The organism is Loktanella fryxellensis, assembly GCF_900110065.1.
Classification (GTDB): Bacteria; Pseudomonadota; Alphaproteobacteria; order Rhodobacterales; family Rhodobacteraceae; genus Loktanella; species Loktanella fryxellensis.
The window spans coordinates 73,086-96,648 of record NZ_FOCI01000003.1 but is presented as its reverse complement, the minus strand read 5'-3'; the positions used below and the strand labels follow the sequence as shown (position 1 = coordinate 96,648).

Annotated in this window: 25 protein-coding genes and 1 pseudogene; 10 read left to right on the top strand and 16 right to left on the bottom strand. The window is 66.5% G+C overall.

Annotation, left to right across the window (positions count from 1 at the left end):
• Positions 1-12 precede the first annotated feature (12 nt).
• The 6 genes from BMX16_RS03830 to BMX16_RS03805 all read left to right on the top strand — a co-directional run bounded on the left by BMX16_RS03830 (position 13) and on the right by BMX16_RS03805 (position 7,048).
• Positions 13-1,158: an SPFH domain-containing protein gene (locus tag BMX16_RS03830; protein ID WP_089898952.1), complete on the top strand. Its 1,146-nt coding sequence runs from the start codon at positions 13-15 to the stop codon at positions 1,156-1,158.
• A 75-nt stretch (positions 1,159-1,233) separates the two neighbouring features.
• Positions 1,234-1,719: a cytochrome b gene (locus BMX16_RS03825; protein WP_089898949.1), complete on the top strand. Its 486-nt coding sequence runs from the start codon at positions 1,234-1,236 to the stop codon at positions 1,717-1,719.
• Between the two features lie 95 nt (positions 1,720-1,814).
• Positions 1,815-2,939 (top strand): TFIIB-type zinc ribbon-containing protein, encoded by a 1,125-nt coding sequence (locus tag BMX16_RS03820; RefSeq protein ID WP_089899214.1) that lies wholly within the window; start codon positions 1,815-1,817, stop codon positions 2,937-2,939.
• Positions 2,940-2,952: 13 nt separating this feature from the next.
• Positions 2,953-3,861, top strand: coding sequence for a carbohydrate kinase family protein (locus BMX16_RS03815; RefSeq protein ID WP_089898946.1), 909 nt, complete (start codon positions 2,953-2,955; stop codon positions 3,859-3,861).
• A gap of 70 nt (positions 3,862-3,931) precedes the next feature.
• Complete coding sequence (locus BMX16_RS03810; RefSeq protein ID WP_089898944.1) at positions 3,932-5,095, top strand: alpha-hydroxy acid oxidase; 1,164 nt, start codon at positions 3,932-3,934, stop codon at positions 5,093-5,095.
• Between the two features lie 87 nt (positions 5,096-5,182).
• Positions 5,183-7,048 (top strand): alpha-amylase family glycosyl hydrolase, encoded by a 1,866-nt coding sequence (locus tag BMX16_RS03805; RefSeq protein ID WP_089898942.1) that lies wholly within the window; start codon positions 5,183-5,185, stop codon positions 7,046-7,048.
• Here BMX16_RS03805 and BMX16_RS03800 read toward each other — a convergent pair.
• Complete coding sequence (locus BMX16_RS03800; RefSeq protein ID WP_245731270.1) at positions 7,045-7,668, bottom strand: YdeI/OmpD-associated family protein; 624 nt, start codon at positions 7,666-7,668, stop codon at positions 7,045-7,047. The two genes, BMX16_RS03805 and BMX16_RS03800, sit on opposite strands and share 4 nt — an antisense overlap.
• A 199-nt stretch (positions 7,669-7,867) precedes the next feature.
• Here BMX16_RS03800 and BMX16_RS03795 point away from each other — a divergent pair, with 199 nt between their 5' ends.
• The 4 genes and pseudogenes from BMX16_RS03795 to BMX16_RS17895 all read left to right on the top strand — a co-directional run.
• Positions 7,868-8,533: a 50S ribosomal protein L25/general stress protein Ctc gene (locus tag BMX16_RS03795; protein ID WP_089898939.1), complete on the top strand. Its 666-nt coding sequence runs from the start codon at positions 7,868-7,870 to the stop codon at positions 8,531-8,533.
• Positions 8,534-8,632: 99 nt separating this feature from the next.
• A complete protein-coding gene (gene pth, locus BMX16_RS03790) occupies positions 8,633-9,313 on the top strand; it encodes an aminoacyl-tRNA hydrolase (RefSeq protein ID WP_089898936.1) in 681 nt (226 codons plus the stop codon).
• A gap of 64 nt (positions 9,314-9,377) precedes the next feature.
• Positions 9,378-9,752, top strand: coding sequence for a DUF2237 family protein (locus BMX16_RS03785; protein WP_089898933.1), 375 nt, complete (start codon positions 9,378-9,380; stop codon positions 9,750-9,752).
• Positions 9,749-10,363, top strand: a pseudogene (locus BMX16_RS17895) (DUF4893 domain-containing protein); the annotation flags it as partial. The gene BMX16_RS03785 and the pseudogene BMX16_RS17895, both read left to right, overlap by 4 nt.
• 50 nt (positions 10,364-10,413) lie before the next feature.
• On the opposite strand, the gene BMX16_RS03775 reads toward BMX16_RS17895, so the two are convergent.
• The 15 genes from BMX16_RS03775 to metK form a co-directional block, all read right to left on the bottom strand.
• Positions 10,414-11,043, bottom strand: a complete 630-nt coding sequence (locus BMX16_RS03775) for a helix-turn-helix transcriptional regulator (RefSeq protein ID WP_218139814.1) — start codon at positions 11,041-11,043, stop codon at positions 10,414-10,416.
• Positions 11,043-11,651: a hypothetical protein gene (locus tag BMX16_RS17545; RefSeq protein ID WP_245731268.1), complete on the bottom strand. Its 609-nt coding sequence runs from the start codon at positions 11,649-11,651 to the stop codon at positions 11,043-11,045. Before BMX16_RS17545 ends, BMX16_RS03775 begins: the two co-directional genes overlap by 1 nt.
• Positions 11,599-12,138 carry a PepSY domain-containing protein gene (locus tag BMX16_RS17540; protein WP_177174559.1) on the bottom strand — a complete coding sequence of 180 codons (540 nt, stop codon included), beginning with the start codon at positions 12,136-12,138 and terminating at the stop codon, positions 11,599-11,601. The genes BMX16_RS17545 and BMX16_RS17540 overlap by 53 nt, the downstream gene beginning before the upstream one ends.
• A 138-nt stretch (positions 12,139-12,276) precedes the next feature.
• A complete protein-coding gene (gene trpB, locus BMX16_RS03760; protein ID WP_089898927.1) occupies positions 12,277-13,503 on the bottom strand; it encodes a tryptophan synthase subunit beta in 1,227 nt (408 codons plus the stop codon).
• 97 nt (positions 13,504-13,600) lie between these two features.
• Positions 13,601-14,242, bottom strand: coding sequence for a phosphoribosylanthranilate isomerase (locus BMX16_RS03755; RefSeq protein ID WP_089898923.1), 642 nt, complete (start codon positions 14,240-14,242; stop codon positions 13,601-13,603).
• Positions 14,243-14,245: 3 nt separating this feature from the next.
• Positions 14,246-14,614, bottom strand: a complete 369-nt coding sequence (locus BMX16_RS03750; RefSeq protein ID WP_089898918.1) for a lipopolysaccharide assembly protein LapA domain-containing protein — start codon at positions 14,612-14,614, stop codon at positions 14,246-14,248.
• Positions 14,615-14,651: 37 nt separating this feature from the next.
• Entirely contained in the window at positions 14,652-14,933 is a 282-nt protein-coding gene (gene ihfB / locus BMX16_RS03745; protein WP_089898915.1) for an integration host factor subunit beta, read from the bottom strand.
• Between the two features lie 247 nt (positions 14,934-15,180).
• Positions 15,181-16,860 (bottom strand): 30S ribosomal protein S1, encoded by a 1,680-nt coding sequence (rpsA, locus tag BMX16_RS03740; RefSeq protein WP_089898912.1) that lies wholly within the window; start codon positions 16,858-16,860, stop codon positions 15,181-15,183.
• Positions 16,861-17,082: 222 nt separating this feature from the next.
• Complete coding sequence (locus tag BMX16_RS03735; RefSeq protein WP_089898909.1) at positions 17,083-17,715, bottom strand: nitroreductase family protein; 633 nt, start codon at positions 17,713-17,715, stop codon at positions 17,083-17,085.
• Positions 17,716-17,808: 93 nt separating this feature from the next.
• Positions 17,809-18,333 carry a glutathione peroxidase gene (locus tag BMX16_RS03730; RefSeq protein ID WP_089898906.1) on the bottom strand — a complete coding sequence of 175 codons (525 nt, stop codon included), beginning with the start codon at positions 18,331-18,333 and terminating at the stop codon, positions 17,809-17,811.
• A gap of 177 nt (positions 18,334-18,510) precedes the next feature.
• Complete coding sequence (locus BMX16_RS03725; RefSeq protein ID WP_089898904.1) at positions 18,511-19,122, bottom strand: (d)CMP kinase; 612 nt, start codon at positions 19,120-19,122, stop codon at positions 18,511-18,513.
• On the bottom strand, positions 19,119-20,471 hold the full coding sequence (aroA, locus tag BMX16_RS03720) for a 3-phosphoshikimate 1-carboxyvinyltransferase (RefSeq protein ID WP_089898901.1): 1,353 nt from the start codon (positions 20,469-20,471) through the stop codon (positions 19,119-19,121). The genes BMX16_RS03725 and aroA overlap by 4 nt, the downstream gene beginning before the upstream one ends.
• Before the next feature lie 132 nt (positions 20,472-20,603).
• Positions 20,604-21,347, bottom strand: a complete 744-nt coding sequence (trmB, locus tag BMX16_RS03715; protein ID WP_089898897.1) for a tRNA (guanine(46)-N(7))-methyltransferase TrmB — start codon at positions 21,345-21,347, stop codon at positions 20,604-20,606.
• A 130-nt stretch (positions 21,348-21,477) separates the two neighbouring features.
• Positions 21,478-22,242: a dienelactone hydrolase family protein gene (locus BMX16_RS03710; RefSeq protein WP_218139813.1), complete on the bottom strand. Its 765-nt coding sequence runs from the start codon at positions 22,240-22,242 to the stop codon at positions 21,478-21,480.
• 139 nt (positions 22,243-22,381) lie between these two features.
• Positions 22,382-23,563, bottom strand: a complete 1,182-nt coding sequence (gene metK / locus BMX16_RS03705; protein WP_089898889.1) for a methionine adenosyltransferase — start codon at positions 23,561-23,563, stop codon at positions 22,382-22,384.

Below are 23,563 nucleotides of genomic sequence, written 5' to 3'. Positions count from 1 at the left end.
GGAGCCGCCCCCATGAGCATCTTTGACTTCCTCTCCGGCCAGTTCATCGACGTCATCGCCTGGACCGACGACACCCGCGACACGATGGTCTGGCGGTTCGACCGGCAGGGTCACGAGATCAAGTATGGCGCCAAGCTGACCGTGCGCGAGGGGCAGGCCGCCGTGTTCGTGCACGAAGGGCAGCTAGCGGACGTGTTCAGCCCTGGCCTCTACATGCTCGAGACGAACAACATGCCGATCATGACGTCGCTGCAGCACTGGGACCACGGCTTTCAGAGCCCGTTCAAGTCCGAGATCTATTTCATCAACACCACCCGTTTCACCGACCAGAAATGGGGCACCAAGAACCCGATCATGCTGCGCGACCCGGAGTTCGGACCCCTGCGGCTGCGCGCCTTCGGCAGCTATGCGATCAAGGTCAGCGATCCCGCCGTCTTCATGCGCGAGATCGTGGGCACCGATGGCGAGTTCACGTCGGCCGAAGTCTCGTCCCAGATCCGCAACGTGATCGTGCAGGAGTTCAGCCGCGCGCTGGCTGCGTCCGGTATCCCGGCGCTCGACATGGCGGCGAACACCAAGGAACTGGGCGATCTGGTGGCCAAGGCCATCGACCCCGTGATGACCAGCTACGGCCTGACCATCCCCGAGCTTTACGTCGAGAACATCAGCCTGCCGGACGCCGTGGAAAAGGCGCTGGACGACCGCACCAGCCGCGGCATGGCAGGCAATCTGGACGAGCACATGAAATACAAGGCCGCAGAGGCGATGGCCCAGCCCGGCAGCGCCGCAGGGCAAGCGATGGGTCTGGGCATGGGGGCCGGTCTGGGTGGCAGCCTTGGCATGCAGATGGGCCACATGGCGCAGGCGGGACCGTGGGGTCAGACCGGCGGCCCGGCCGCACCGCAGGCGGCCCACCCCGCCGCAGCGCCCCCGCCCCCGCCCCCGCCTCCTGCGACCGATCAGCTGTGGCACATCGCCAAGGCAGGCGAGGTGACCGGCCCGTTTTCCCGCGCGGCGATGGGGCGGATGGTGACGGATGGCAGTCTGGCACGCGACAGCATGGTATGGACCGATGGTCAGGACGGCTGGAAAACGGCGATGGACACCGCGCTTGCGCAACTTTTCACCGTCACGCCGCCGCCACCGCCGCCCGCCTGAGTATTTGCGTGCGGCACGGATGCCGATGTGTACGGTGAGGGCTGGAGTTCCTCTTGTTGCGCAAAGGTTGCCGTCATGGTTGCATCGTCCCGTTATTCCCGCCTGCAGATCGGTTTGCACTGGCTGATCGCCGTCCTCATCCTGGCCACGTGGTGGCTGGGCGACGGCATGGGCCGTGCCCTGCGCGACCGGGCCGAAGCCGGTGAGACGGGCATCACCGGCGACACATGGCACGTGTGGCTGGGGGGCGCCGTCCTGCTGCTGGTGATCGTGCGGCTGATCCTGCGCCTGCGCACCGGCGTGCCCGACCCGCTGGCGGGTACCCCTGCCCCGCTGCAGTTGGCGGGCACATGGGGGCACCGCGCGCTCTATCTGCTGATGATCGTGGCCCCGACGATGGGGGCGCTGGCATGGTATGCCGGCCTGCGGCAGCTGGGCGACCCGCATGTGCTGGTCGCCAACACGCTGATGATCCTTGCACTCGGTTATGCGGTGATGGGCCTTTACCACCACTACATCCGCAAGGATGGCACACTGACGCGCATGACGCGCGGAACCTGACGACCGCGTCGCGGCGCTGGCCCGTCAAGGCGCTGGACCCGTCGACAGGGCCGCGCTAGGCCTGTCGCAGCAGCGTTTCCATGCCCGAGGGGCCGATGACCACCGATCAGACCGACACCGCCCCCCCGCGGCCCGACACCGACACCCACCGCTTTCCCTGTGGCGCCTGCGGGTCCGATCTGCGGTTCGACCCGACCCAGCGCGCGCTGATCTGCGACCACTGCGGCAACGTCGAGGGCATGGGGGCCGGTGCCGGCCCCTTCGCCATGATTTCCGAGCTGGATTTCCAGCAGGCCCTGAACGCCACCCTGCCACAGGCCGAGATCGAGGAAACGCGGGTCCAGTCCTGTCCCAACTGCGGCGCGCAGTTCGAACTGGCGAACGACACACACGCCGACGCCTGCCCGTTCTGCGCCACGCCCGTGGTCACCGACACCGGCACCCACCGCCACATCAAGCCGCGCGGATTGCTGCCCTTCGCCCTTGATCAGGCCCGCGCGAAGGACGCGATGACCGACTGGCTGGGCGGGCTGTGGTTCGCCCCCAACGGGCTGACCGAATACGCCCGCAAGGGGCGCAGCATGGACGGCATCTACGTCCCCTACTGGACCTTCGATGCGCAGACCGAGAGCCGCTATCAGGGCCAGCGCGGCACGCATTACTACACCAGCCGCACCGTCATGCAGGACGGTAAACCGCGCACGGTGCAGCAGCGGCACACCCGCTGGTCCGCCGCCTCGGGTCGGGTCGCGCGGTTCTTCGACGATGTGCTCGTCCTCGCCTCCACCAGCCTGCCCAAGCAATATACCGACGGGCTGGAGCCGTGGGACCTGTCGGAGCTGAAGCCCTACCAGCCCGAATACCTCGCAGGGTTCCGCGCCGAAGGGTATCAGGTGCCCATCGAAGAGGGGTTCGGCCAGGCCCGCGCCTATATGGACCGGATGATCCTGCGCGACGTGCAGTTCGACATCGGCGGCGACGAGCAGCGCGTCACCGACGTGCAGACCCAGATCAGCGCCGTCACCTTCAAGCACATCCTGCTGCCCGTGTGGCTGGCCGCCTATAAATACAACGGCCAGACCTATCGCTTCGTCGTCAACGGTCGCACCGGGCGGGTGCAGGGCGAGCGGCCCTATTCCAAGTGGAAGATCGCATTCGCCGTGCTCCTTGGGCTGGTGATTGCGCTAACGGTCGGCTATTTCTATGCCATGAGCCGTTAAGGGAGTTGCGCGCATGATCATCTGCTGTGGCGAGGCGCTGATCGACATGCTGCCCCGCACCACCCCCGCGAACGAGAGCGCCTTCGCCCCCTATGCGGGCGGTGCGGTGTTCAACACGGCCATCGCCTTGGGCCGTCTGGGCACGCCTGTGCAGTTCATCTCCGGCCTGTCGTCCGATCTGTTCGGCGACGTGCTGCGCGACGTGCTGGCCCAGTCCCATGTCGACACCACACCCTGCCATGTCAGCGACCGGCCCACCACGCTGGCCTTCGTGCGGCTGACCGACGGCCACGCCAGCTACGCCTTCTATGACGAAAACACCGCCGGTCGCATGCTGACGCCCGCCGATCTGCCCGCTGTCTCAGCGGACGCGCTGTTCTTCGGCGGAATCAGCCTCGTGGTGGAACCGTGCGGCGAGGCCTACAAGGCGCTGATGCTGCGCGAGGCGCCGCAGCGGTTGACCATGATCGACCCCAACATCCGGCCCGGCTTCATCACCGATGAGGCAGCCTACCGCGACCGGCTGGCCGCCATGCTGGCCGTCGCGGACATCGTCAAGATCTCGGACGAGGATCTGTCGTGGCTGACCGGGGGCTGCGATCCCACCGCCCTGCTGGGTGACAGCGCGACACAGGTCGTGCTGCTGACGCGCGGCGCGGACGGCGTCACCGTGGCCACCCGGCACAGCCGGTTCGACGTCGGTGCCACCCGTGCAACCGTGGTGGACACGGTAGGCGCCGGCGACACGTTCAACGCGGGATTCCTTGCTGGTCTGGATCAGGCGGGTCTGCTGACCAAGGCGGGCGTCACGGCGGCGACCGACGATCAGTTGCGCGCCGCGGCCAGCCTTGGCGCGCGCGCCGCCGCGATCACCGTGGCCCGCGCCGGGGCCAATCCGCCATGGGCGCACGAACTGGGCTGAACGGCGCGACCATTGCAAGCCCTCGGGCGACCGGGCAATGTCGCCCCACGCCAGCCGCACAAGGACCGCCATGCCCGTCATCACGACCATCGACGACCTGAAGCAGATGCACCGCCGCCGCGCGCCGAAGATGTTCTTCGACTACTGCGAAAGTGGCAGCTGGACCGAACAGACCTTCCGCGAGAATACGTCCGACTTCGACAAGCTGCGCCTGCGCCAGCGCATTGCCGTGGACATGTCGGACCGCACCCTGCGCAGCACGATGATCGGTCAGGACGTGACGATGCCCGTGGCCCTGGCCCCCGTGGGCATGACCGGGATGCAGTGCGCGGATGGAGAGATCAAGGCCGCCCGCGCGGCCCGCGATTTCGGCGTGCCTTACACCCTGTCCACCATGTCGATCTGCTCGATCGAGGATGTGGCACGGGCGACCAAGGCGCCGTTCTGGTTCCAGCTCTACGTGATGCGGGACGCGGAGTTCGTGGACAACATCATCCGGCGCGCCAAACATGCGGGCTGCGATGCGCTGGTGCTGACGCTGGATCTGCAACTGCTGGGCCAACGGCACAAGGACCTGCGCAACGGCCTGTCCGCCCCGCCCAAGCTGACGCCCCGAACAGTCCTGAACCTCGCCACCAAATGGCGCTGGGGGCTGGAGATGCTGCAGACGAAAAACCGCAGCTTCGGCAACATCGTGGGCCATGCCAGATCAGCCAGCGACATGAGCTCCCTGTCCTCCTGGACCGCGGAACAGTTCGAACCCAAGCTCGACTGGGACATGGTCGCACGGCTGAAGGAGAAATGGGGCGGTCGCCTGATCCTGAAAGGCATCCTCGACCCGGAGGATGCGGTCCGCGCCGCCGATCTGGGCTGCGATGCCATCGTGGTGTCCAACCACGGTGGGCGGCAGCTGGACGGGGCGCTGTCGGCGATCCGCATGCTGCCCGCCATCGTCGCCGCCGTCGGCGACCGGGTCGAGGTGCTGATGGATTCAGGCATCCGCTCCGGTCAGGACATCCTCAAGGCGCGGGCATTGGGGGCGCACGGCGTGATGATCGGACGCGCCTACATCTATGGCCTCGGCGCGATGGGTCAGGCGGGCGTCACCAAGGCCCTTCAGATCCTTTACAAGGAGATGGACCTGACCATGGCCCTGTGCGGCAAACGCGATGTGGCCGACGTGGACCGCGACATCCTGCTGATCCCAAAGGACTTTTCCGGCGACTGGCAGTAACGCCCACCCGTCATCTTGCCGCAGATACTCCCCCGCGGGAGGCGTCCCTGATCACCCCACGCGCAGCCGTCCAGAATGAGCACCGCCATGTCCGATCCCATCACCGATACCGACCTGTTCGACCTGCGCTGGGACCGGGGCCGCCGCGATCTGGCCGGTCCCATCGCGCGGCTCTATGCCCGCCACATGGACCCTGCGGATTTCCTCTCGCGGTTGAAAGCGGTGTTGCAGCGGCATTGGGCGGACAGGCCCGCGGACCTGAAACGTCTGGACCTGCGGCGCGATCTGGACCCGGACTGGTTCCTGTCCGAACGCATGGTCGCCTATGTGTTCTACATCGACAACTTCGCGGGCACGCTGGCCGCGCTACCGGACCGCATCCCCTATCTGCAGTCGCTGGGCGTGACCTATGCCCACATGATGCCCTGCCTGATGCCGCGACCGGGTGCGAACGACGGCGGCTATGCGGTGATGGACTACACCCGGATCGACCCGCGCCTTGGCGACATGGACGATTTCCGCGCCGCCTGTGCGGCGTTCCGGGCGGCGGGGATCAGCCCGGTCATCGACCTCGTGCTGAACCACACCGCACAGGAACATGACTGGGCGCAGCGCGCGCAGGCGGGCGATCGGTTCTATCAGGCCTTCTATCGCCTGTTCGACGACGACACCCTGCCCCGCCAGTATGAAAAAACGCTGGTCGAGATCTTTCCCGCACAGGCGCCCGGCAACTTCACCTACGACCCCGCGATGCAGAAATGGGTCTGGACGACCTTCAACACGTATCAGTGGGACCTGAACTGGGAAAACCCGCATGTCTTCCTCGCCATGCTGGACACGGTGCTGCAGCTGGCAAATCAGGGGGTGGAGTGTTTCCGCCTCGACGCAGTCGCGTTCATGTGGAAACGCATGGGGACCGGCTGCCAGAATCTGCCAGAAGTGCATGACCTTTTGCAACTTCTGACGCAGGCGACCCGCATCGCAGCCCCCGCCGTCATCCACAAGGCCGAGGCCATCGTGGGCCCCTCGGATCTTGTCCCCTACCTCGGCACCGGGACGCATGCGGGCAAGGTGAGCCAACTGGCTTACCATAACAACCTGATGGTGCAGTTCTGGTCCACGCTGGCCTCCGGCGATACCCGGCTGATGAATCACGTGCTGAAATCGCACTTTCCGGAAACGTTCCGCCGCGCGTCGTTCGCGCCCTACCTGCGCTGCCACGACGACATCGGCTGGGCCATCACGCCAGAGGATACCGCCCACATCCCGCATATGGAGGCGAAGGATCACCGCAACTACTTGTCCGATTTCTACAACGGCAGCTTTCCGGGGTCGTGGGCGCGTGGCGCGGATTTTCAGGTGAACGAGGAAACCGGCGACCGCCGCACCAACGGCAGCCTCGCCAGCCTTGCGGGGCTGGAACAGGCGGTGGAGGCGGGTGACCCCGCCTTGATCGATGCGGCCATCGCCCGCATCCGGCTGGGCCATGCGCTGATCGCATCCTATGGCGGCATCCCCCTGATCTACATGGGGGACGAGGTCGGCCTGACCAACGACCACAGCTATCTGGCGGACCCCGCGCGTGCCGACGACGGGCGCTGGATGCAGCGGCCCGCGATGGACTGGGGCCGCGCCGTGGCGACCACCGGCCCCGCCGCGCGTATCCGCGCCGATCTGGTGCACATCATGGCTGTGCGCAAATCCGTGCCGCAACTGGCGGGCGACGTGCCGACACGCGTCTGCCCGACCGACAACACGGCGCTGTTCGTCTGGCAGCGCCTTGGCGACGACCGGACGCTGACGGGTGTGGCGAACTTCACCGACCAGCCGCAGACCCTGTCGGCGGACGGGCTGCTGACCGACGATCCGGTCGATCTGCTGACGAACAGCCCGGCCCCCCTCGCGGACGGCAGCCTGACGGTTCCGCCCTATGGTTGCCTCTGGCTACGCTAGCGGTCGTGCAGGCCCCGCCCGGCGATGATGCGGTCGCGGGCGTTTGCGATGCGGGCCACCTGTGTGTCCGCCCCCTTGGCCCCGGACACATGCAGCGCCCAGCCCCGCTGGCGACCAGGCGTCAGTGCGGCAAAGGCGGCGGCAAGCGCCGGGTCGCCGTCCAGCGCCATCACCAATGCGTCCGGCAGATCGGGCGCCTCGGCCACGCGCGGTGCAGGGCGACGGCCCGCCGCCGCGTGATCCATCAGCTCGGCCAACACCGCACGGATCGTGTCGGCGTGTCGTGCCACATCTACAGCATTGATGAGCCGCAGGGTATCCGCGCTGCGGCTGTTCGGCCCGGCGGGCTGCAGAAGGGGACAAGGCTGTGACAGCAGATCGACGTCCATGAGTGACAGATGGAACGCCCCCCGCGTGGCCCCGATCAACGCGATGTTGCGGCCGGCATGGGCATAGCAGGGGTGCCCCCACTTCAGCGTCTCGTCCAGTCCCGCCGCCCTGCACAGATCGCGCAGCGCCGCGATGCCGTCACGCCAGATCATCGCCGCGCAATCGGGGGTCCCAAACCGCGCGCAGCGCCCGCATCCGGCTGTGAAGTAATCCTCGACCCGGCCGATCACCGCCGCTCTCCTGCTGCCACCGCCGCAGCCTCGGCCAGCGCAGGGGACCGATCAAGGCCCTTTCTGGCGGTATGCGCCCCGAAAACCGCCAAACGCCGGCTGTTCCCCCTTTCCTAACCGTCACGCCAGCCCTATAGGGGCGACTTCATCGGACCGCACACCCTTGGAGGGCGGTCACAACATCAACTGGAGATACCCAATGGCTGACAAGATCCCTGATCTGCACGCCGAGGTCCGCGCGGGGACAGGCAAGGGGGCCGCCCGCACAGCTCGTCGTAACGGAATGGTACCCGGAGTCGTCTATGGTGGCGGGGCCGATCCGGTCGCGCTGCAGCTCGACTTCAACAAACTGCTGACGCGCCTGCGCAAGGGCCGCTTCATGTCCACGCTGTTCAACCTGAAGGTCGAAGGCCATGACGACGTCCGCGTCATCTGCCGCGGCGTCCAGCGCCACGTGGTCAAGGACCTGCCGACGCACATCGACCTGCTGCGCCTGAAGCGGACAAGCCGCGTCAACATCTTCATCCCCGTCGAGTTCATCAACGAGGACGAATGCAAGGCGCTGAAGACCGGTGGTGCCATCCTGACCGTCGTGCGCAACGAAGTCGAGATGAACGTGCTGGCCGGTGACATCCCAGACCACATCACCGTCGATCTGACGGGCCGTACGATGGGCGACGTGATCCACATCAGCGACGTGACGCTGCCCAACGGCGCCACTCCGGTGATCGCGGACCGCGATTTCGTCATCGCCAACATCGCCGCACCCAAGGTGCTGGCCGCCGACGATGAAGACGACGAGGCCGCCGAGGTCGAAGCGGACGCCGTGCCGACCACGGACGACGCCGAAGGCGACAAGGCGTAAGCCATTGCGACAAGACGACCGGAACGGGGCCCTGCGGGGCCCCTTTTCACGTCCGCCGGTCCCCTTTCGCCGGGCGGCCCGACCGGGTATGGAGGGGACATGAAACTTCTCGTTGGCCTTGGCAATCCCGGCGCGCAATATGCGGGCCACCGTCACAACATCGGCTTCATGGCGCTGGACCGGATCGCGGGCGATCACGGCTTTGCCCCGTGGCGGGCCAAGTTCCAGGGCGAAGTGTCCGAAGGGCGGCTGGGACCCGACAAGGTGCTGTTGCTGAAACCCGGCACCTTCATGAACGAATCGGGGCGTGCCGTCCAGGCCGCCTGCGCCTTTCACAAGATCGCGCCCGCCGACGTGATCGTGTTCCACGATGAAATCGACCTTGCCCCCGCCAAGGTGCGGGTCAAGACCGGCGGCGGTCATGCGGGGCACAACGGGTTGCGATCGATCCATGCGCATATCGGCGCGGATTACGACCGGGTGCGGCTGGGCGTGGGGCATCCGGGGCACAAGGACCGGGTGCCGGGCTATGTGCTGCACGACTTCGCCAAGGCCGATCAGGACTGGCTGGACGACCTGTTGCGCGGCCTGTCCGACGGGGTGGCGGCGCTTATGGCGGGGCAGCCGGACAGGTTCCTGAATGCCATTGCCCTGCGGGTGGCTCCGCCGCGATCCTCGACCGGCAAGGCGGCCGCGACGCCTGCTGCCTCCCTGCCCGCAGCGCCGGACGTGCCCGACACGCGGGGCCCGCTGGAGCGGTTGAAGGACCGCTTTCGCTGACGGCACACATCGGCTGCGACGACCCCGCCCTTTCCACCGGCACCGCGCGGGGTTAGGATGAGACATGGAAAAAGATCCCTCCTTCAATGTCCTCGGCAGCACGCTTGCCACCTGTTCGACCGCGCCCATGACCGGCTATTTCCGCAACGGGGTCTGCGATACCTGCGCGCAGGATCGCGGCAGCCACACGGTCTGCGCGGTGATGACGGCCGAATTCCTCGCATTCTCGAAATACGTCGGCAACGACCTGTCCACGCCGCAGCCCGACTATGGATTTCCGGGCTTGAAGCCCGGCGACGGGTGGTGCCTGTGCGCGGGCCGCTTCATGCAGGCCCACGACGAAGGCTGCGCGCCGTTGGTCAACCTGCACGCCACCCATGTCCGCGCGCTGGAGATCGTGCCCATCGACATCCTGCGCCGCTACGCGGTGCCGGAGTGAGGCGAGCGACGCTGGCCGCGACGGCCCTTTTGGTCGTCGCCTGCACAGCGTCCGCACAGGACGCAGCTTCCGTTACCACGCCAGCCACCGATCCACCGCGTGCCGCCACCGGACCGATCCGCGCCGCCGATGCACCGCGTCTGGCCGGGGTTGAGGCGACGGTAGGTCGCGCGTTGCTGCGCGCCATGGCGGGCGGCACACGCGGCGACGTGGATCTGCTGCAGGACGCGCTGGCGGGCACGCCGGTGTCGCCGATCCAGACCAGTCTGCCCGGCGACTGGACCTGCCGCACGCTGAAACTGGGGGGCCTGACGGATCTGACGGTCTATGCGCCGTTCGCCTGCACGATCACGGCAGACGGCACCGGGTTCGTGATCGACAAAACGACCGGATCGCAACGGTTGACGGGCCGCATCGACCTGATCGAGGGTGCGATGATCCTGACGGCGACAGGCTTTGTCGCCGATGCGACACCCCTGCCCTATGCCGAGCTTCCGCCGGAAAACGAGAGCGACGGCACCCTGTGGCCCATCGTCGGCGTCGTAACGCAGGCGGAGCCTGACCACGTCCGCATCCTGATGCCACAGCCGCTGCTGGAATCCGACCTCGACATCCTCGATCTGCGGCGTGTCGCTGACGATCAGTCGCGCGGTGCAACAGGTCAGGCAGCGCCGCTGGAGGGTGGTGCGGCGACAGTCGACGGCACACCGGATGCCGCGACCGCAGCCGACACACCGGTCCCGTCGGCAAGCGACGGGACGTCCGACACCACCGGGGCCACCACGCCAGCCGACTGAGCGGCAGTCGGCAGCACCATCAGATCGTCGAGGAACAGGCTGAGCAACTGCCCACGCCCGCTGACCCCCGCCTTGCGGTAGATCGCGTTGCTCTGCGCCTTGACGGTGCCTTCGCTCACGCCGCGCAGGGCGGCGATCTCTGCCCCCGACAGACCCTTGATCGCGAACAGGGCCACATCACGTTCCGCGGGCGTCAGTTGCCATTCGTCGAACCGGGCGTAGAGCCCCGCCATGAATGCGCCCGACGCGCGTTGCAGACGGCTTTCCATCAGGTCGGACCGCGCCAGCGTGCGGCGCAACACGACGATGCCGACGATCACCCCCAGCAGCAGGCCAAAGGCGGCACCCAGTTCGATGAGCTCGCTGACCTGCCAACTGATCGGGGCAAGGCCCAGGACCGACATCAGGATGTTTGCCACGAAAAACACTGCGCACAGGATCTGAACGGCCACGACGACCATCACGCCCATGCGGCTGCGATCCGGCCTGCGCATCAGTCGTCGTCTCCGTCGTCATCGTCGTCGTCATCGTCGTCATCGTCGTCGTCGTCATCGTCGTCGTCGTCATCGTCATCGCCGCCAGACGCCCCGCTGCCGCCCCCTGAACCGGAGCCGGAACCCGAACCCGAACCGGAGCCGGAGCCAGAACCCGAACCGGACGACCGACGGGGGCCGTCGTCATCGTCGTTGCCCGGGACCATGACACGCGGGGCGGCAAAATCGTCGCTGCCGATCTCGTCCCAATAGTCGCGCAGGATCTCTCCCGTCGTGGGGTTGAAGACCAGTTCACGGTCCAGTTCCGCGCTGCGGGCCCGCACGACGACGCGCCCCAGCAGCGTGCGGCTGACCTCGATCTGGCCGAAGCCCTGGTCGCGCAACTGCGCGATGATCGATTCCTGCACGGATTGCGCAGAGGCTGCGGCGGGCATCAGCAGCAGGAAGGCCAGAATCAGGCGCAAGGCGGACATCGTCATCCCTTTGAAAAGCGGCCTCCCGTCCACAAGACGGGAGGCCAACGGCACGCTTGGCATCGTCGTCGATGGCAGCGTATCAGTCGTCGTCGCCGTCGTCGTCATCGTTGTCGTCGTCATCGTCGCGATCATCGTCGCGGTCGTCGTCATCGTCGTCGCGATCATCGTCGCGGTCGTCGTCACGGTCGTCGTCGCGGTCGTCGTCATCGTCGCGATCATCATCGCGGTCGTCGTCCCGGTCGTCGTCGCGGTCGTCGTCCCGGTCATCATCGCGATCATCGTCGCGGTCGTCATCGTCATCGTCGAGGTCACGGCCGCCACGGAAGAAGTCGCGATCGCTGGTGTCGCGCTCGATCCCCGGACGTGTATCGTCATCGGCACCGACCGCAGAGGTCTCGGACTTCAGCACGGCACCGGTGCGGGCATCGTAGATCACTTCCAGTTCGCGGTTGCCACGGATGGCTTCCACCTTGACCTGGTTGGGGCCGGTGTCGACTTCGATCCGGCTGTAACCCTCGGCGGTCAGCTGGCTGATGACCTGATCGGCGATGGACTGGGCCGACGCGGCCGTGACGGTCAGACCGGCCATGACGGTGGTTGCAAGGAACAGGTGCTTCATCGGGTATCCTTTCGTGATGCCACCGACCCTGTGCCGGCTGCTGCGGCATGAATTGCACCCAGACAGCCAGCCTGTCTGTCGACCAGAGGTTGAAATGCCCCGCCGTCAAACCTGCGATACAGGCGTCTAAACCTTGGTTTAGATCTTCATATCGAAGCCGAGGTGCTTGGCCACGGTGAAGATGTCCTTGTCACCACGCCCGCACATGTTCATCACCAGCAGGTGATCTGCAGGCAGCGTCGGCGCGATCTTCATCACGTGGGCCAGCGCGTGGGACGGTTCCAGCGCGGGAATGATTCCCTCCAGCGCGCAGCACAACTGGAACGCCTCCAGCGCCTCGACGTCGGTGATGCTGACGTATTGCGCCCGCCCGATGTCGTGCAGCCACGCATGTTCCGGCCCGATCCCCGGATAGTCGAGGCCGGCGCTGATGCTGAACCCTTCGAGGATCTGGCCGTCGTCGTCCTGCAGCAGATAGGTGCGGTTGCCGTGCAGCACGCCGGGACGCCCGCCGGTCAATGACGCACAATGCTCCATCTTCTCGTTCACGCCCTTGCCGCCCGCCTCGACCCCGATGATGTTCACGGTCTTGTCGTCGAGGAACGGGTGGAACAGGCCCATCGCGTTCGATCCGCCACCGATGGCGGCGATCAGCGTGTCGGGCAGACGACCTTCGGCGGCCTGCATCTGTTCGCGGACCTCCTTGCCGATGATCGACTGGAAATCGCGGACCATCGCGGGATAAGGGTGCGGACCCGCCACGGTGCCGATGCAATAGAAGGTGTCGCGCACGTTCGTCACCCAGTCGCGAAGGGCGTCGTTCATCGCATCCTTCAGCGTGCCGCGACCCGAGGTGACGGGAATCACCTCTGCCCCCAGCAGGCGCATGCGGAACACGTTGGGGGCCTGACGTTCGACGTCGTGCGCACCCATGTAGACGACGCATTGCAGGCCGAACTTGGCACAGACGGTGGCGGTCGCCACGCCGTGCTGCCCGGCACCGGTTTCCGCGATGATGCGGCTCTTGCCCATGCGACGGGCGAGGATGATCTGCCCAAGCACGTTGTTGATCTTGTGCGCGCCGGTGTGGTTCAGCTCGTCGCGCTTCATGTAGACCTTGGCGCCGCCCAGATGGTCGGTCAGCCGTTCGGCGAAGTAAAGCGGACTGGGACGGCCGACGTAATGCGTCCACAGGTCATGCATCTCGGCCCAGAAGCTGTCGTCGGTCTTGGCCTTCTCGTACTCCGCCTCGAGGCTGAGGATCAGCGGCATCAGCGTCTCGGACACGAAGCGCCCGCCGTAGTCGCCGAAGCGGCCCTTGTCGTCGGGACCGTTCATGAAGCTGTTGAAAAGATCGTCAGGCATGGCGGTTTCCCTACTTTGGTGTGGCGACAGACCTACTCCTGCAGGCGTGCGGGGTAAAGCGGTCAGCGTGCCACAAGGCGGCTGCGGTCAACCTGTGTCAGGCGCTGCGAACCGCGGCGCAGAAATCGGCGATCAGCGTGGCATCCTTGACGCCCTGCGCGGATTCCACGCCGGACGACACATCGACCCCCGGCGCACCGGTCAGCCGGATCGCCTCTGCCACGTTGTCGGGGCGCAGGCCCCCGGCCAGCATCCACGGCACCGGCCACGTCCGCCCCACCAGCAACCGCCAGTCAAAGGACAGCCCGTTGCCGCCCGGAAGGTCGCCGTCCGCGGGCGGCTTCGCATCGACCAGAACCGCATCCGATACCGCCATGTAGGCGGAAAGGGCATCCAGATCGGCGACGGATGCGATCCCAACCGCCTTCATCACGGGCACACCATGCGCCGCACGGATGGCGGCGACCCGCGCTGTCGATTCGTGCCCGTGCAATTGCAGCAGATCGACTGGCACCGCCTGCAGCAAGGCGGTCAGATCATCATCAGTCGGATCAACGGTCAGCGCGACACGGCGAATGCCCGGCGGCGCTGCTGCGGCCACAGCGGCTGCTGCGGCGAATGACAGGTGGCGCGGTGATTTGGGAAAGAATACCAGCCCGATGTCGGTGGCGCCGTTGACGGCCGCCGCCCGCGCATCGTCGGGCGTGCGCAGGCCGCAGATCTTGATGCGGATGGACAAGGCTCAGGCGATCTGGCGCTTGGGTGCATCCAGCAGCGCGATGATGTCGTCGCCGGTCTTGGGACTGGCACTGACGGCACGCAACTCGGCGATCTCGCGGCGCAGGCTGGCGATTTCCTTGGCACGGGCGCGGTTTTCGGCGCGTTCGGGGTATTCGCGGATCCATTCCCAGATCAGGCCCAGCAACAGGCCCATGCCGATGGCAAAGAAGATCACGATGAACAGCGGCAGCGTCACCTGCGGCGAAATGCCGAACAGATCCGCAAACGCCTGCGGCATCGCCTGCAGCGTAACCGGGTCGCGGTTCACGAGGCCGATGACAACGAGAACGAGGGCAAACGCGCCCCAGAACAGATACTTGAGTGTTTTCACGACGGCAGGTGTCCTTGTTGTTGGCAGCAGACCCGGATCACGCGCCGTTCAGACGGTCGCGCAGCAGTTTGCCGGTCTTGAAGAACGGCACATGCTTCTCCTCGACCTCAACCGCCTCACCGGTGCGCGGGTTCCGTCCGACGCGCCCGTCGCGCTTCTTGACGGAAAACGCGCCGAAACCGCGCAGTTCGACGCGCTCGCCCCGCACCAATGCACCGGTGATCTCGTCAAAGATGGTCGCCACGATCCGCTCCACGTCACGCTGGAACAGGTGCGGGTTATCTTCGGCGATCTTCTGGATCAGTTCGGAACGAATCATCGGCGACCCCGCAGGCTGTCTCGGCACATGGCCCATCGGCGCGACTATAGGGGGTAACTGCGGATCACGAAATAGCGTGTTTGTGCAGGCCCTGCCGAAAGATACCGCGCTTTCCTGTGGATAGGTCGGAACCAATCGGCCCGGCCAGCGTGCCGCAAGGAGTTGACAGGCCCGTCCCCGCGCCGATGAAAAAGCCCCGCCGGATCGCTCCGGCGGGGCCAAGGTCGGTCACAGACGACGTCAGGGATCAGTTGTCGCCCTTCAGCGCCGCACCCAGGATGTCGCCAAGCGATGCACCCGAGTCGGACGAGCCGTACTGGTCGATCGCTTCTTTCTCTTCGGCGATCTCGCGGGCCTTGATCGACAGACCCAGCTTGCGGGTCTTGCTGTCGATGTTGGTCACGCGCACGTCGACCTTGTCGCCCACGCCGAAACGCTCGGGGCGCTGTTCGGCCCGGTCGCGCGACAGATCAGAGCGGCGGATGAAGGACTTCATGCCCTCATATTCCACTTCGATGCCGCCATCCTCGATCTTGGTCACTTCGACAGTGATGATCGAACCGCGCTTCACGCCACCGATGGCATCAGCGAAGGGATCGGAATCCAGCGCCTTGATCGAGAGCGAGATGCGCTCCTTCTCGACATCCACTTCGGAGACCTTGGCCTTGACCATGTCGCCCTTGCGGAAGTCGCCGATCACGTCCTCGCCACGGCCATCCCAGGTCAGGTCCGACAGGTGGACCATGCCGTCGATGTCGCCGTCGAGGCCGATGAACAGACCGAATTCGGTGATGTTCTTCACTTCGCCTTCGACTTCGGTACCCTCGGGGTGCGTTTCGGCAAACACTTCCCACGGATTGCGCTGCGTCTGCTTCAGGCCGAGCGACACGCGACGCTTGGCGCTGTCGATCTCCAGCACCATCACTTCGACTTCCTGAGAGGTCGAGACGATCTTGCCGGGGTGGACGTTCTTCTTGGTCCAGGACATCTCGGAGACGTGAACCAGACCTTCGACGCCCGGCTCCAGCTCCACGAATGCGCCGTAGTCCGTGATGTTGGTCACGCGGCCCGTGTGGGTGGATTCGAGGCTGTACTTCTGTTCCACGGCATCCCACGGATCGGCCTGCAGCTGCTTCATGCCAAGGCTGATGCGGTGGGTTTCCTTGTTGATCTTGATGACCTGCACCTTGATCGTCTCGCCGATGGACAGGATCTCGCTCGGGTGGTTGACCCGGCGCCAGGCCATGTCGGTGACGTGCAGCAGACCATCGACGCCACCCAGATCGACGAAGGCGCCGTATTCGGTGATGTTCTTGACCACGCCGTCGATGTCCTGACCTTCGGTCAGGTTACCGATGACTTCGGCACGCTGTTCGGCACGGGATTCTTCCAGGATCGCGCGGCGCGAGACCACGATGTTGCCCCGGCGACGGTCCATCTTGAGGATCTGGAACGGCTGCTTCAGGCCCATCAGCGGGCCGGCATCGCGCACCGGGCGCACATCGACCTGAGAGCCGGGCAGGAACGCCACGGCGCCGCCCAGATCCACGGTGAAGCCACCCTTCACGCGGCCGAAGATCGCGCCATCGACACGGTCCTCGTCGGCATAGGCCTTCTCCAGACGGTCCCACGCTTCTTCGCGGCGGGCCATTTCACGCGAAATGACGGCTTCGCCACGGGCGTTTTCCACCTGACGCAGGAACACTTCGACTTCGTCACCGACCTTGATGTTCGGTTCTTCGCCGGGTTCTGCAAATTCCTTGAGGTCGATGCGGCCTTCCATCTTGTAGCCGACGTCGATGATCGCCTGACCGGCCTCGATCGCGATGACGCGACCTTTGACGACCGAGCCCTCTGCGGGCGTATCGATCTCGAAGCTCTCGTTCAGAAGGGCTTCGAATTCTTCCATGCTTGTGTTGCTTGCCATGTGGCGCTGATTTCCTAATCTTGCGTTTTATACGGGCCGTGCGGTTGTCTCCGCCGGTCTTTGAATTGCGGTTTGGCCGAACGTCCGAGCCGCACATAAAACAACAGGGCCGGTATGATACCGACCCTGCTCGAGTCTCATGCGCGCACCTGTCTCGATGCTTCAGCCCCCGCGTTATAGTCCAACGGGCCGCGGATCGCAAGCCTTGGCGCGCGCGGGCCGTCAGTCGATGCGGGTGAACAGCTGCGACGGATCGCGGCGCACCTTGACCTGACCGGCCAGCCAGTCGCCTTCGGACGCACGGTAGCCCAGCGGCATGACGACGACAGACTTCAGACCCTTGTCCGCCAGACCGAGGACCGCATCGACCTGTGCGGGATCGAACCCTTCCATCGGAGTGGCATCGACCTTTTGCTCGGCTGCGGCAACGAGCGCCACACCCAGTGCGATATAGACCTGACGGGCGGCGTGCTCGAAATCCTCGGCGGGCGTCTGGCCCAGCAGACGGTCCTTGAGACCCTGATAGTATTCCTTGACCTGATCGGTGACGCCACCGCGGGCCGCACCGGTCTCGTCCCGGACCATGTCGACGCGCGCTTCGGTATAGTTGTCCCATGCCGCAAAGACGAGGACATGGCTGCCGTCGGTCAGTTGGCTCTGGCCATAGGCGGCGGCGGTCAGCTTGGCGCGCGTGTCGGCGTCGGTCACGACGAACACTTCGAACGGCTGCAGACCGCTCGATGTCGGGGCCAGACGCAGCGCGTCGAGGATGGCCGCGACCTTGCCTTCGGGCACGGGCTGGGCGGGGTCCATCTTTTTCGTGGCATAACGCCAGTTCAGGTCGTCGATCAGCATGGGGTGTATCCTCGGCGGGTTAAACTGGTTCGGATATAACTGGTGGCAGCGCAGCCGCGAGGGGGGTTCGGCGCACATGCCCTGTGCAATGGGTCAGTCCAGCAGGGGCGTCACCGCATCGGTGATCTGCCGACCCATCGGATCGGCAGGCGATCCCCATGTGCCGACCACAGCCCCCTGCCCGTCCAGCAGGATCTTGTTGAAGTTCCAGCCCGGCTCGAACCCCGTCTCGGCCCTGACGCGCCGGTAGAACGGGTGCGCCTCGGCCCCCGTCACGGGCGTGATGTCGGTCATCGGCAGGTCGATGCCATACTGCAGCTCGCAGTAATCCTTCACCTCTGCCCCGGTCGCCAGTTCCTGATTGAAGTCGTCCGAGGGGACGGCAAGCACCATAAGACCCTCGTCCTTGTAGGTGTCGTAAAGGGTCTGCAGGGCCGTCAATTGCGGCGCATAGGCACACAGCGATGCGGTGTTGACCACCAGCACCGGCTGCCCCGCCCAGTCGTCCAGCGACAGCGTGCCGCCGTCGATGGAGGCGAAGGTGGTGGCATTGGGTGGCGCGGTCTGCGCTGTCGCAGGCGCGGCGAGGGTGAGGGCGAGGAGGACGAGGTAGCGCATGGGCAGGCTCCTGCGGGGTATGCCGAAGATAGGGTGTGCAGGCGGCGCGGCGACAGGCATCCGCGTGGCAGGGTGCCGCAGGGGCCAAGGTGACACGTGGCAAGACCGGGGGTTTCACACCCCCGGACCCCCGTGGGATATTTTCAACCAGAAGAAGGGGACGGCCGGGGCTGCGCCTCAGGCCGGGCGGCGCGCCTCGACCACGGCGATGGCACGGGACAGCGCCTGCGCGGGGGTCAGGTCGGTCGTGTCGATCAGCGTGGCGTCGGAGGCGGTCACCAGCGGGGCAGTGCTGCGGTCGGCGTCGCGGCGGTCGCGGGCGATGACCTCTGCCAGGATCACGGCGGGGTCGGCGGGTTGGCCTGCGTCCAGCAGCTCGCGCATGCGGCGGTCGGCGCGAACCTCGGCGCTGGCGGTGACGAAAAGCTTCACCTCGGCCTGCGGGCAGATCACCGTGCCGATGTCGCGGCCATCGAGGACGGCCCCCTGCCCCGCACGGGCGAAATCCTGCTGGAACGCCACGAGGGCTACGCGCACGGCGGGCAGGACGGCGACCTGACTGGCGGCCTCTGCGACCGTCTGCGTGCGCAGGATGGTGGGATCGAGGTCGGCGGGATCGAGGCTGCGGGCGGCGGCGGCTGGTTCGTCGCCCGCCAGCATCCGCGCGCCCACGGCGCGGTAGAGCAGCCCGGTGTCGAGATAGGCATACCCGTAATGCGCGGCGAGTGCGCGCGCGAGGGTGCCCTTGCCGGCGGCGGCCGGGCCGTCGATGGCGATGGTAAAGCTCATGCCGGCGACGGGCCGATGTTGGCACCGAGCGCGGTCATCAGCGGGCCGAAGATCGGGAAGGACGTGGTGATCGGGCTGCCGTCGTCGACCTGCATCGGTCCTTGCGTGGCCAGCCCCATCACCATGAACGCCATCGCGATCCGGTGGTCGAGGCGGCTGGCCACCGTGGCGCCGCCCGGCACGTTGCCGCTGCCCAAGCCCGTGACGCGCCACCAGTCGTCGCCTTCGTCCACCGTGACGCCTGCGGCGCGCAGACCCTGTGCCATGGCGTCGATGCGGTCGCTTTCCTTGACCCGCAACTCCTTCACGCCCTGCATGTCGGTGACGCCGCTGGCAAAGGCCGCGACGACGGACAGCACCGGGTATTCGTCGATCATGCTGGCGGCGCGGGCCGGTGGCACGCTGATGCCCTGCATATCAGGCGAATAGCGCGCCCGCAGGTCGGCGACAGGTTCGCCGCCTTCCTCGCGCATGTTCTCGAACCTCAGATCTGCGCCCATCTCCTGCAAGGTGGTGAACAGGCCCGCACGGGTGGGGTTCAGGCCAATGCCCGGCACCAGCACGTCGGAGCCCGGCACGATCAGCGCGGCACAGACCGGAAACGCCGCGCTGGACGGGTCGCGCGGCACGGCGATGCTCTGGGCCTGCAGCTCTGGCCGCCCGCGCAGGGTGATGACGCGCCCCTCGTCGGTCTGCTCGACGCTGATGTCGGCGCCGAAACCCGCCAGCATCCGTTCCGTATGGTCGCGGGTCGCCTCGCGTTCGATCACCACCGTCTCGCCGTGAGCGTTGAGGCCTGCCAGCAGCACGGCGGATTTCACCTGCGCGGACGGCACGGGCACGGTGTAGCGCACGGGCAGCGGGTCGTCCGCCCCTCGAATCGTCATCGGCAGACGGCCACCGGCGCGGCCCACGGCGCGGGTGCCGAACAGCGCCAGCGGGTCGGTGACGCGGCCCATCGGGCGGCCGCACAGGCTGGCGTCGCCGGTGAAGGTCGCGGTAATCCCCGTCGTCGCCATCGCCCCCATGATCAGCCGCACGCCGGTCCCGGAATTGCCACAGTCGATCACGCCCGCGGGTTCGGCGAAACCGCCCACGCCCACGCCCTGCACGCTCCACGTGCCGCCGCCGTGGTCGGTCACGGTCGCACCGAAGGCGCGCATCGCGCGGGCGGTGTCGAGCACGTCGTCGCCCAGCAGAAGGCCGGTGATCCGCGTCTCTCCGACGCTGAGCGCACCAAGGATCAGCGCGCGGTGCGAGATCGACTTGTCGCCGGGCACGCAGGCTTCGCCTTTCAGCGGGCCAGAGGCGCGGGCGGTCATCGGAACGGGGGTGCCATGGGCGGACATGCGGGCTTCCTTCGTGCTGGTCACGCAGCCTTAGCCCAGCGCAGGACCCGGTGCCAGAGGGGTGGCATCAAGGAACGGCGGGCGAGACGTCCTGACCGCTGTCGCGGGCGACAGCGCCGGACCCGTCCCGGATCAGCCGGGCTTGCGGAAGGTCAGGTAATGGGGATACCGCCCCTCGCGCAGGGCCTTTTGTTCATAGCGGGTGCGCACCCAGTCGTCCCACGGCTCAGCCATGCCGGTGGGCAACGGCGTTTCCAGCACAAAGCCCGCCTTCGGCACTTCGGCCAGCGTCTGGCGCACGTAATCGGGGATGTCGGTGGCGACGCGAAACTCCGCCCCCGGTGCCAGCACGCGGAACAGCGGTATCAGGTGTTCCTGCGTGACGAAGCGGCGACGGTGGTGCCGGTTCTTGAACCACGGGTCGGGATAGTTCAGGAACGCCTTGTGCACGCAACCATCCGGCAGCACGTCGAACAGATCGCGCGCGTCGCCCGGATGCACCGCGAGGTTCGCGACACCTGCGCGCCGGATCTTGCCCAGCAGCATCGCCACACCGTTGATGAAGGGCTCGCAGCCGACGATGCCGACCTCGGGATAGCGCTGCGCCATGCCGATCAGGTGTTCGCCGCCGCCGAACCCGATCTCGAGCCAGACCGGCTTGCCGCCAAAGATCGCCGCTGGGTCGAGGGCTTTGCGGTCCGGGTTCACGTCCCAGCCGACCGGGCCGGGCGACAGGGCGTCCAGATCGTTCTCCAGATAGTCCTGCTGGCTGGCGCGGATCGTCTTGCCGCGGAAGCGGCCATAGAAATTGCGCCACGGCGCGCCGGAGGGATGGCGGTCGTCGGTGTCGGCGGTCTGGTCGGGATCATCCTGCATGGCGGCGCTTTAGCGCCTCGTGTCCGCGGTCGCAACCCGGCGGCACCTTTGCGGCAATGCCGCACCGGCGGCACCACAACCGGCGTGCGGTCTGGGCGGCACTCCGTTCAGGATGCCGCCGAGGCCGTCGTCAGAACGTGTCTGACAGGAACGTCTGCAGCCCGGCCCAGGATGCCTGATCCGCGTTCAGATCGTAGTCGTCGGAGCCATAGACGGTAAAGCTGTGCAGCGCACCGCCATAGACCTGCGCGTTCGCGGTCTTGCCGGCCTCGGCCAGCCCGCTCATCAGTGCGCCAAAAGCGGTCATGTCTGACACCGGATCGGCGCTGCCGTGGAACACCATGACGGGGGCCGCGACACCGCTGTAATCCTGCCCTTCGGGCAGGTCGAGGCCGCCGTGAAAGCTGACGAACCCGTCCAGTTCGGCCCCGGCACGGGCGGCTTCCAGCGCCGCGGCACCGCCGAAGCAATAGCCCATCATCACCATGTTCTCGGTGGCGCCGGTGATGTTCGCGGCCTCGGCGATCGATCCCATCAGCCGTTCGCGGAACAGGTCGCGGTCCTGATACAGGGCACCGGACAGCGCCTGATACTCCTCCATCCCCTGCGGGTCGGCGTCGGCACCATAGACGTCGATGGCAAAGGCGGTATAGCCGAGTGCGGCCAGCATGTCGGCGCGGCGTTCCTCGTATTCGGTCATGCCGTCCCAGTCGTGCACGATCAGCACGGTGCCGCGCGGCGTTTCCAGATCGGTGTTGGTGGCGACGTAGCCTTCGAACGTGGTGTCGTCCACGGTGTAGGAATGGTATTCCCCCACGATTTCGGCGCTGGCGGCGGTGGCCAGCAGACCGGCGAGGGTGACGGGGATGGCGGCAAGCGTCAGGGCGGTGCGCATGGGCGTCATGTCCTTGATGTGATGAGTGAAGTCCACAGATAGCGCCCGGCCGCACCGGGACCACCGCAGGGTCCGTGCAGACGTGGACAGGGGGGCGCGACAGCCTGTCACGCCCCCCCTGTCCATGGTGTTCGACCGATCAGACGGCGCGGGTCAGCGCATCGGTCAGGTCCGTGCGTTCCCAGCTGAATCCGCCGTCGTCCATCGGCGCACGGCCGAAGTGGCCATAGGCCGCCGTGCGCGCATAGATCGGACGGTTCAGGCCCAGATGGGTGCGGATGCCCTGTGGCGTCAGGTCCATGGTCGCGCGGATCGCCCGTTCCACGGCAGCCTCGTCGACCTGACCGGTGTCGTGCAGATCGACATAGACCGACAGGGGCTGGGCGATGCCGATGGCATAGGACAGCTGCAACGTGCACTTGTCCGCCATGCCGGAGGCCACGATGTTCTTGGCCAGATACCGCGCCGCATAGGCGGCAGACCGGTCCACCTTGGTCGGATCCTTGCCCGAAAACGCGCCGCCGCCGTGGGGCGCCGCACCGCCATAGGTGTCCACGATGATCTTGCGCCCGGTCAGGCCCGCATCGCCGTCGGGTCCACCGATGACGAAGGTGCCCGTGGGGTTCACCCACCACGCGGTGTCGTTGGTGATGAACCCTTCCGGCAGGACCTCGCGGATGTAGGGTTCCACGATGGCGCGGATGTCGGCGCTGGTCTGGCGTTCGTCGCTGTGCTGGGTGGACAGCACGATGGACGTGACCTCGACGGGCTTGCCGTCCACATAGCGCAGGCTGATCTGGCTTTTCGCATCCGGGCGCAGCGTGGGCTGCTCGCCCGATTTACGGACCTCGGCCAGACGCCGCAGGATGGCGTGGGCATACTGGATGGGTGCCGGCATCAGCTCCGGCGTCTCGCGCGTGGCGAAACCGAACATGATCCCCTGATCGCCCGCACCCTCTGGCTTGTCGCCGCTGGCATCGACGCCCTGCTTGATATGCGCGGACTGCTCGTGCAGCAGGTTCGTGATCTCGCAGGTGGCGTGGTGGAACTTGTCCTGTTCGTAGCCGATGTCGGCGATCGCGGCGCGGGCGATGCTGTCGACCTTTGCCAGAAGCTCTTGCGTGGCGGCTTCGGTCCCGAGGCCGACTTCGCCGCCGATCACCACGCGGTTGGTGGTGGCAAAGGTTTCGCAGGCGACGCGCGCCTCCGGTTCTTCGGCCAGAAAGGCGTCGAGGATGCTGTCGGAAATGCGGTCGCAGACCTTGTCAGGGTGCCCCTCCGACACGGATTCAGAGGTGAAGATGTAGTCTTGGCGTGCCAT

Coding starts and splice junctions, on each gene's coding strand:
- BMX16_RS17545 (WP_245731268.1), bottom strand. CDS start 11,651: ATGATCGCGACGATGACGACGACAACGATGACGACGACGGCGACGACG.
- ihfB (WP_089898915.1), bottom strand. CDS start 14,933: ATGATTCGTTCCGAACTGATCCAGAAGATCGCCGAAGATAACCCGCAC.
- BMX16_RS03785 (WP_089898933.1), top strand. CDS start 9,378: ATGGAAAAAGATCCCTCCTTCAATGTCCTCGGCAGCACGCTTGCCACC.
- BMX16_RS03730 (WP_089898906.1), bottom strand. CDS start 18,333: ATGCGCTACCTCGTCCTCCTCGCCCTCACCCTCGCCGCGCCTGCGACA.
- BMX16_RS03820 (WP_089899214.1), top strand. CDS start 1,815: ATGACCACCGATCAGACCGACACCGCCCCCCCGCGGCCCGACACCGAC.
- pth (WP_089898936.1), top strand. CDS start 8,633: ATGAAACTTCTCGTTGGCCTTGGCAATCCCGGCGCGCAATATGCGGGC.
- trmB (WP_089898897.1), bottom strand. CDS start 21,347: ATGCAGGATGATCCCGACCAGACCGCCGACACCGACGACCGCCATCCC.
- aroA (WP_089898901.1), bottom strand. CDS start 20,471: ATGTCCGCCCATGGCACCCCCGTTCCGATGACCGCCCGCGCCTCTGGC.
- BMX16_RS03825 (WP_089898949.1), top strand. CDS start 1,234: ATGGTTGCATCGTCCCGTTATTCCCGCCTGCAGATCGGTTTGCACTGG.
- rpsA (WP_089898912.1), bottom strand. CDS start 16,860: ATGGCAAGCAACACAAGCATGGAAGAATTCGAAGCCCTTCTGAACGAG.
- BMX16_RS03710 (WP_218139813.1), bottom strand. CDS start 22,242: ATGCGCACCGCCCTGACGCTTGCCGCCATCCCCGTCACCCTCGCCGGT.
- BMX16_RS03830 (WP_089898952.1), top strand. CDS start 13: ATGAGCATCTTTGACTTCCTCTCCGGCCAGTTCATCGACGTCATCGCC.
- BMX16_RS03795 (WP_089898939.1), top strand. CDS start 7,868: ATGGCTGACAAGATCCCTGATCTGCACGCCGAGGTCCGCGCGGGGACA.
- BMX16_RS03805 (WP_089898942.1), top strand. CDS start 5,183: ATGTCCGATCCCATCACCGATACCGACCTGTTCGACCTGCGCTGGGAC.
- BMX16_RS03775 (WP_218139814.1), bottom strand. CDS start 11,043: ATGCGCAGGCCGGATCGCAGCCGCATGGGCGTGATGGTCGTCGTGGCC.
- BMX16_RS03725 (WP_089898904.1), bottom strand. CDS start 19,122: ATGAGCTTTACCATCGCCATCGACGGCCCGGCCGCCGCCGGCAAGGGC.
- BMX16_RS17540 (WP_177174559.1), bottom strand. CDS start 12,138: ATGAAGCACCTGTTCCTTGCAACCACCGTCATGGCCGGTCTGACCGTC.
- BMX16_RS03815 (WP_089898946.1), top strand. CDS start 2,953: ATGATCATCTGCTGTGGCGAGGCGCTGATCGACATGCTGCCCCGCACC.
- BMX16_RS03735 (WP_089898909.1), bottom strand. CDS start 17,715: ATGCTGATCGACGACCTGAACTGGCGTTATGCCACGAAAAAGATGGAC.
- metK (WP_089898889.1), bottom strand. CDS start 23,563: ATGGCACGCCAAGACTACATCTTCACCTCTGAATCCGTGTCGGAGGGG.
- trpB (WP_089898927.1), bottom strand. CDS start 13,503: ATGCCTGACGATCTTTTCAACAGCTTCATGAACGGTCCCGACGACAAG.
- BMX16_RS03810 (WP_089898944.1), top strand. CDS start 3,932: ATGCCCGTCATCACGACCATCGACGACCTGAAGCAGATGCACCGCCGC.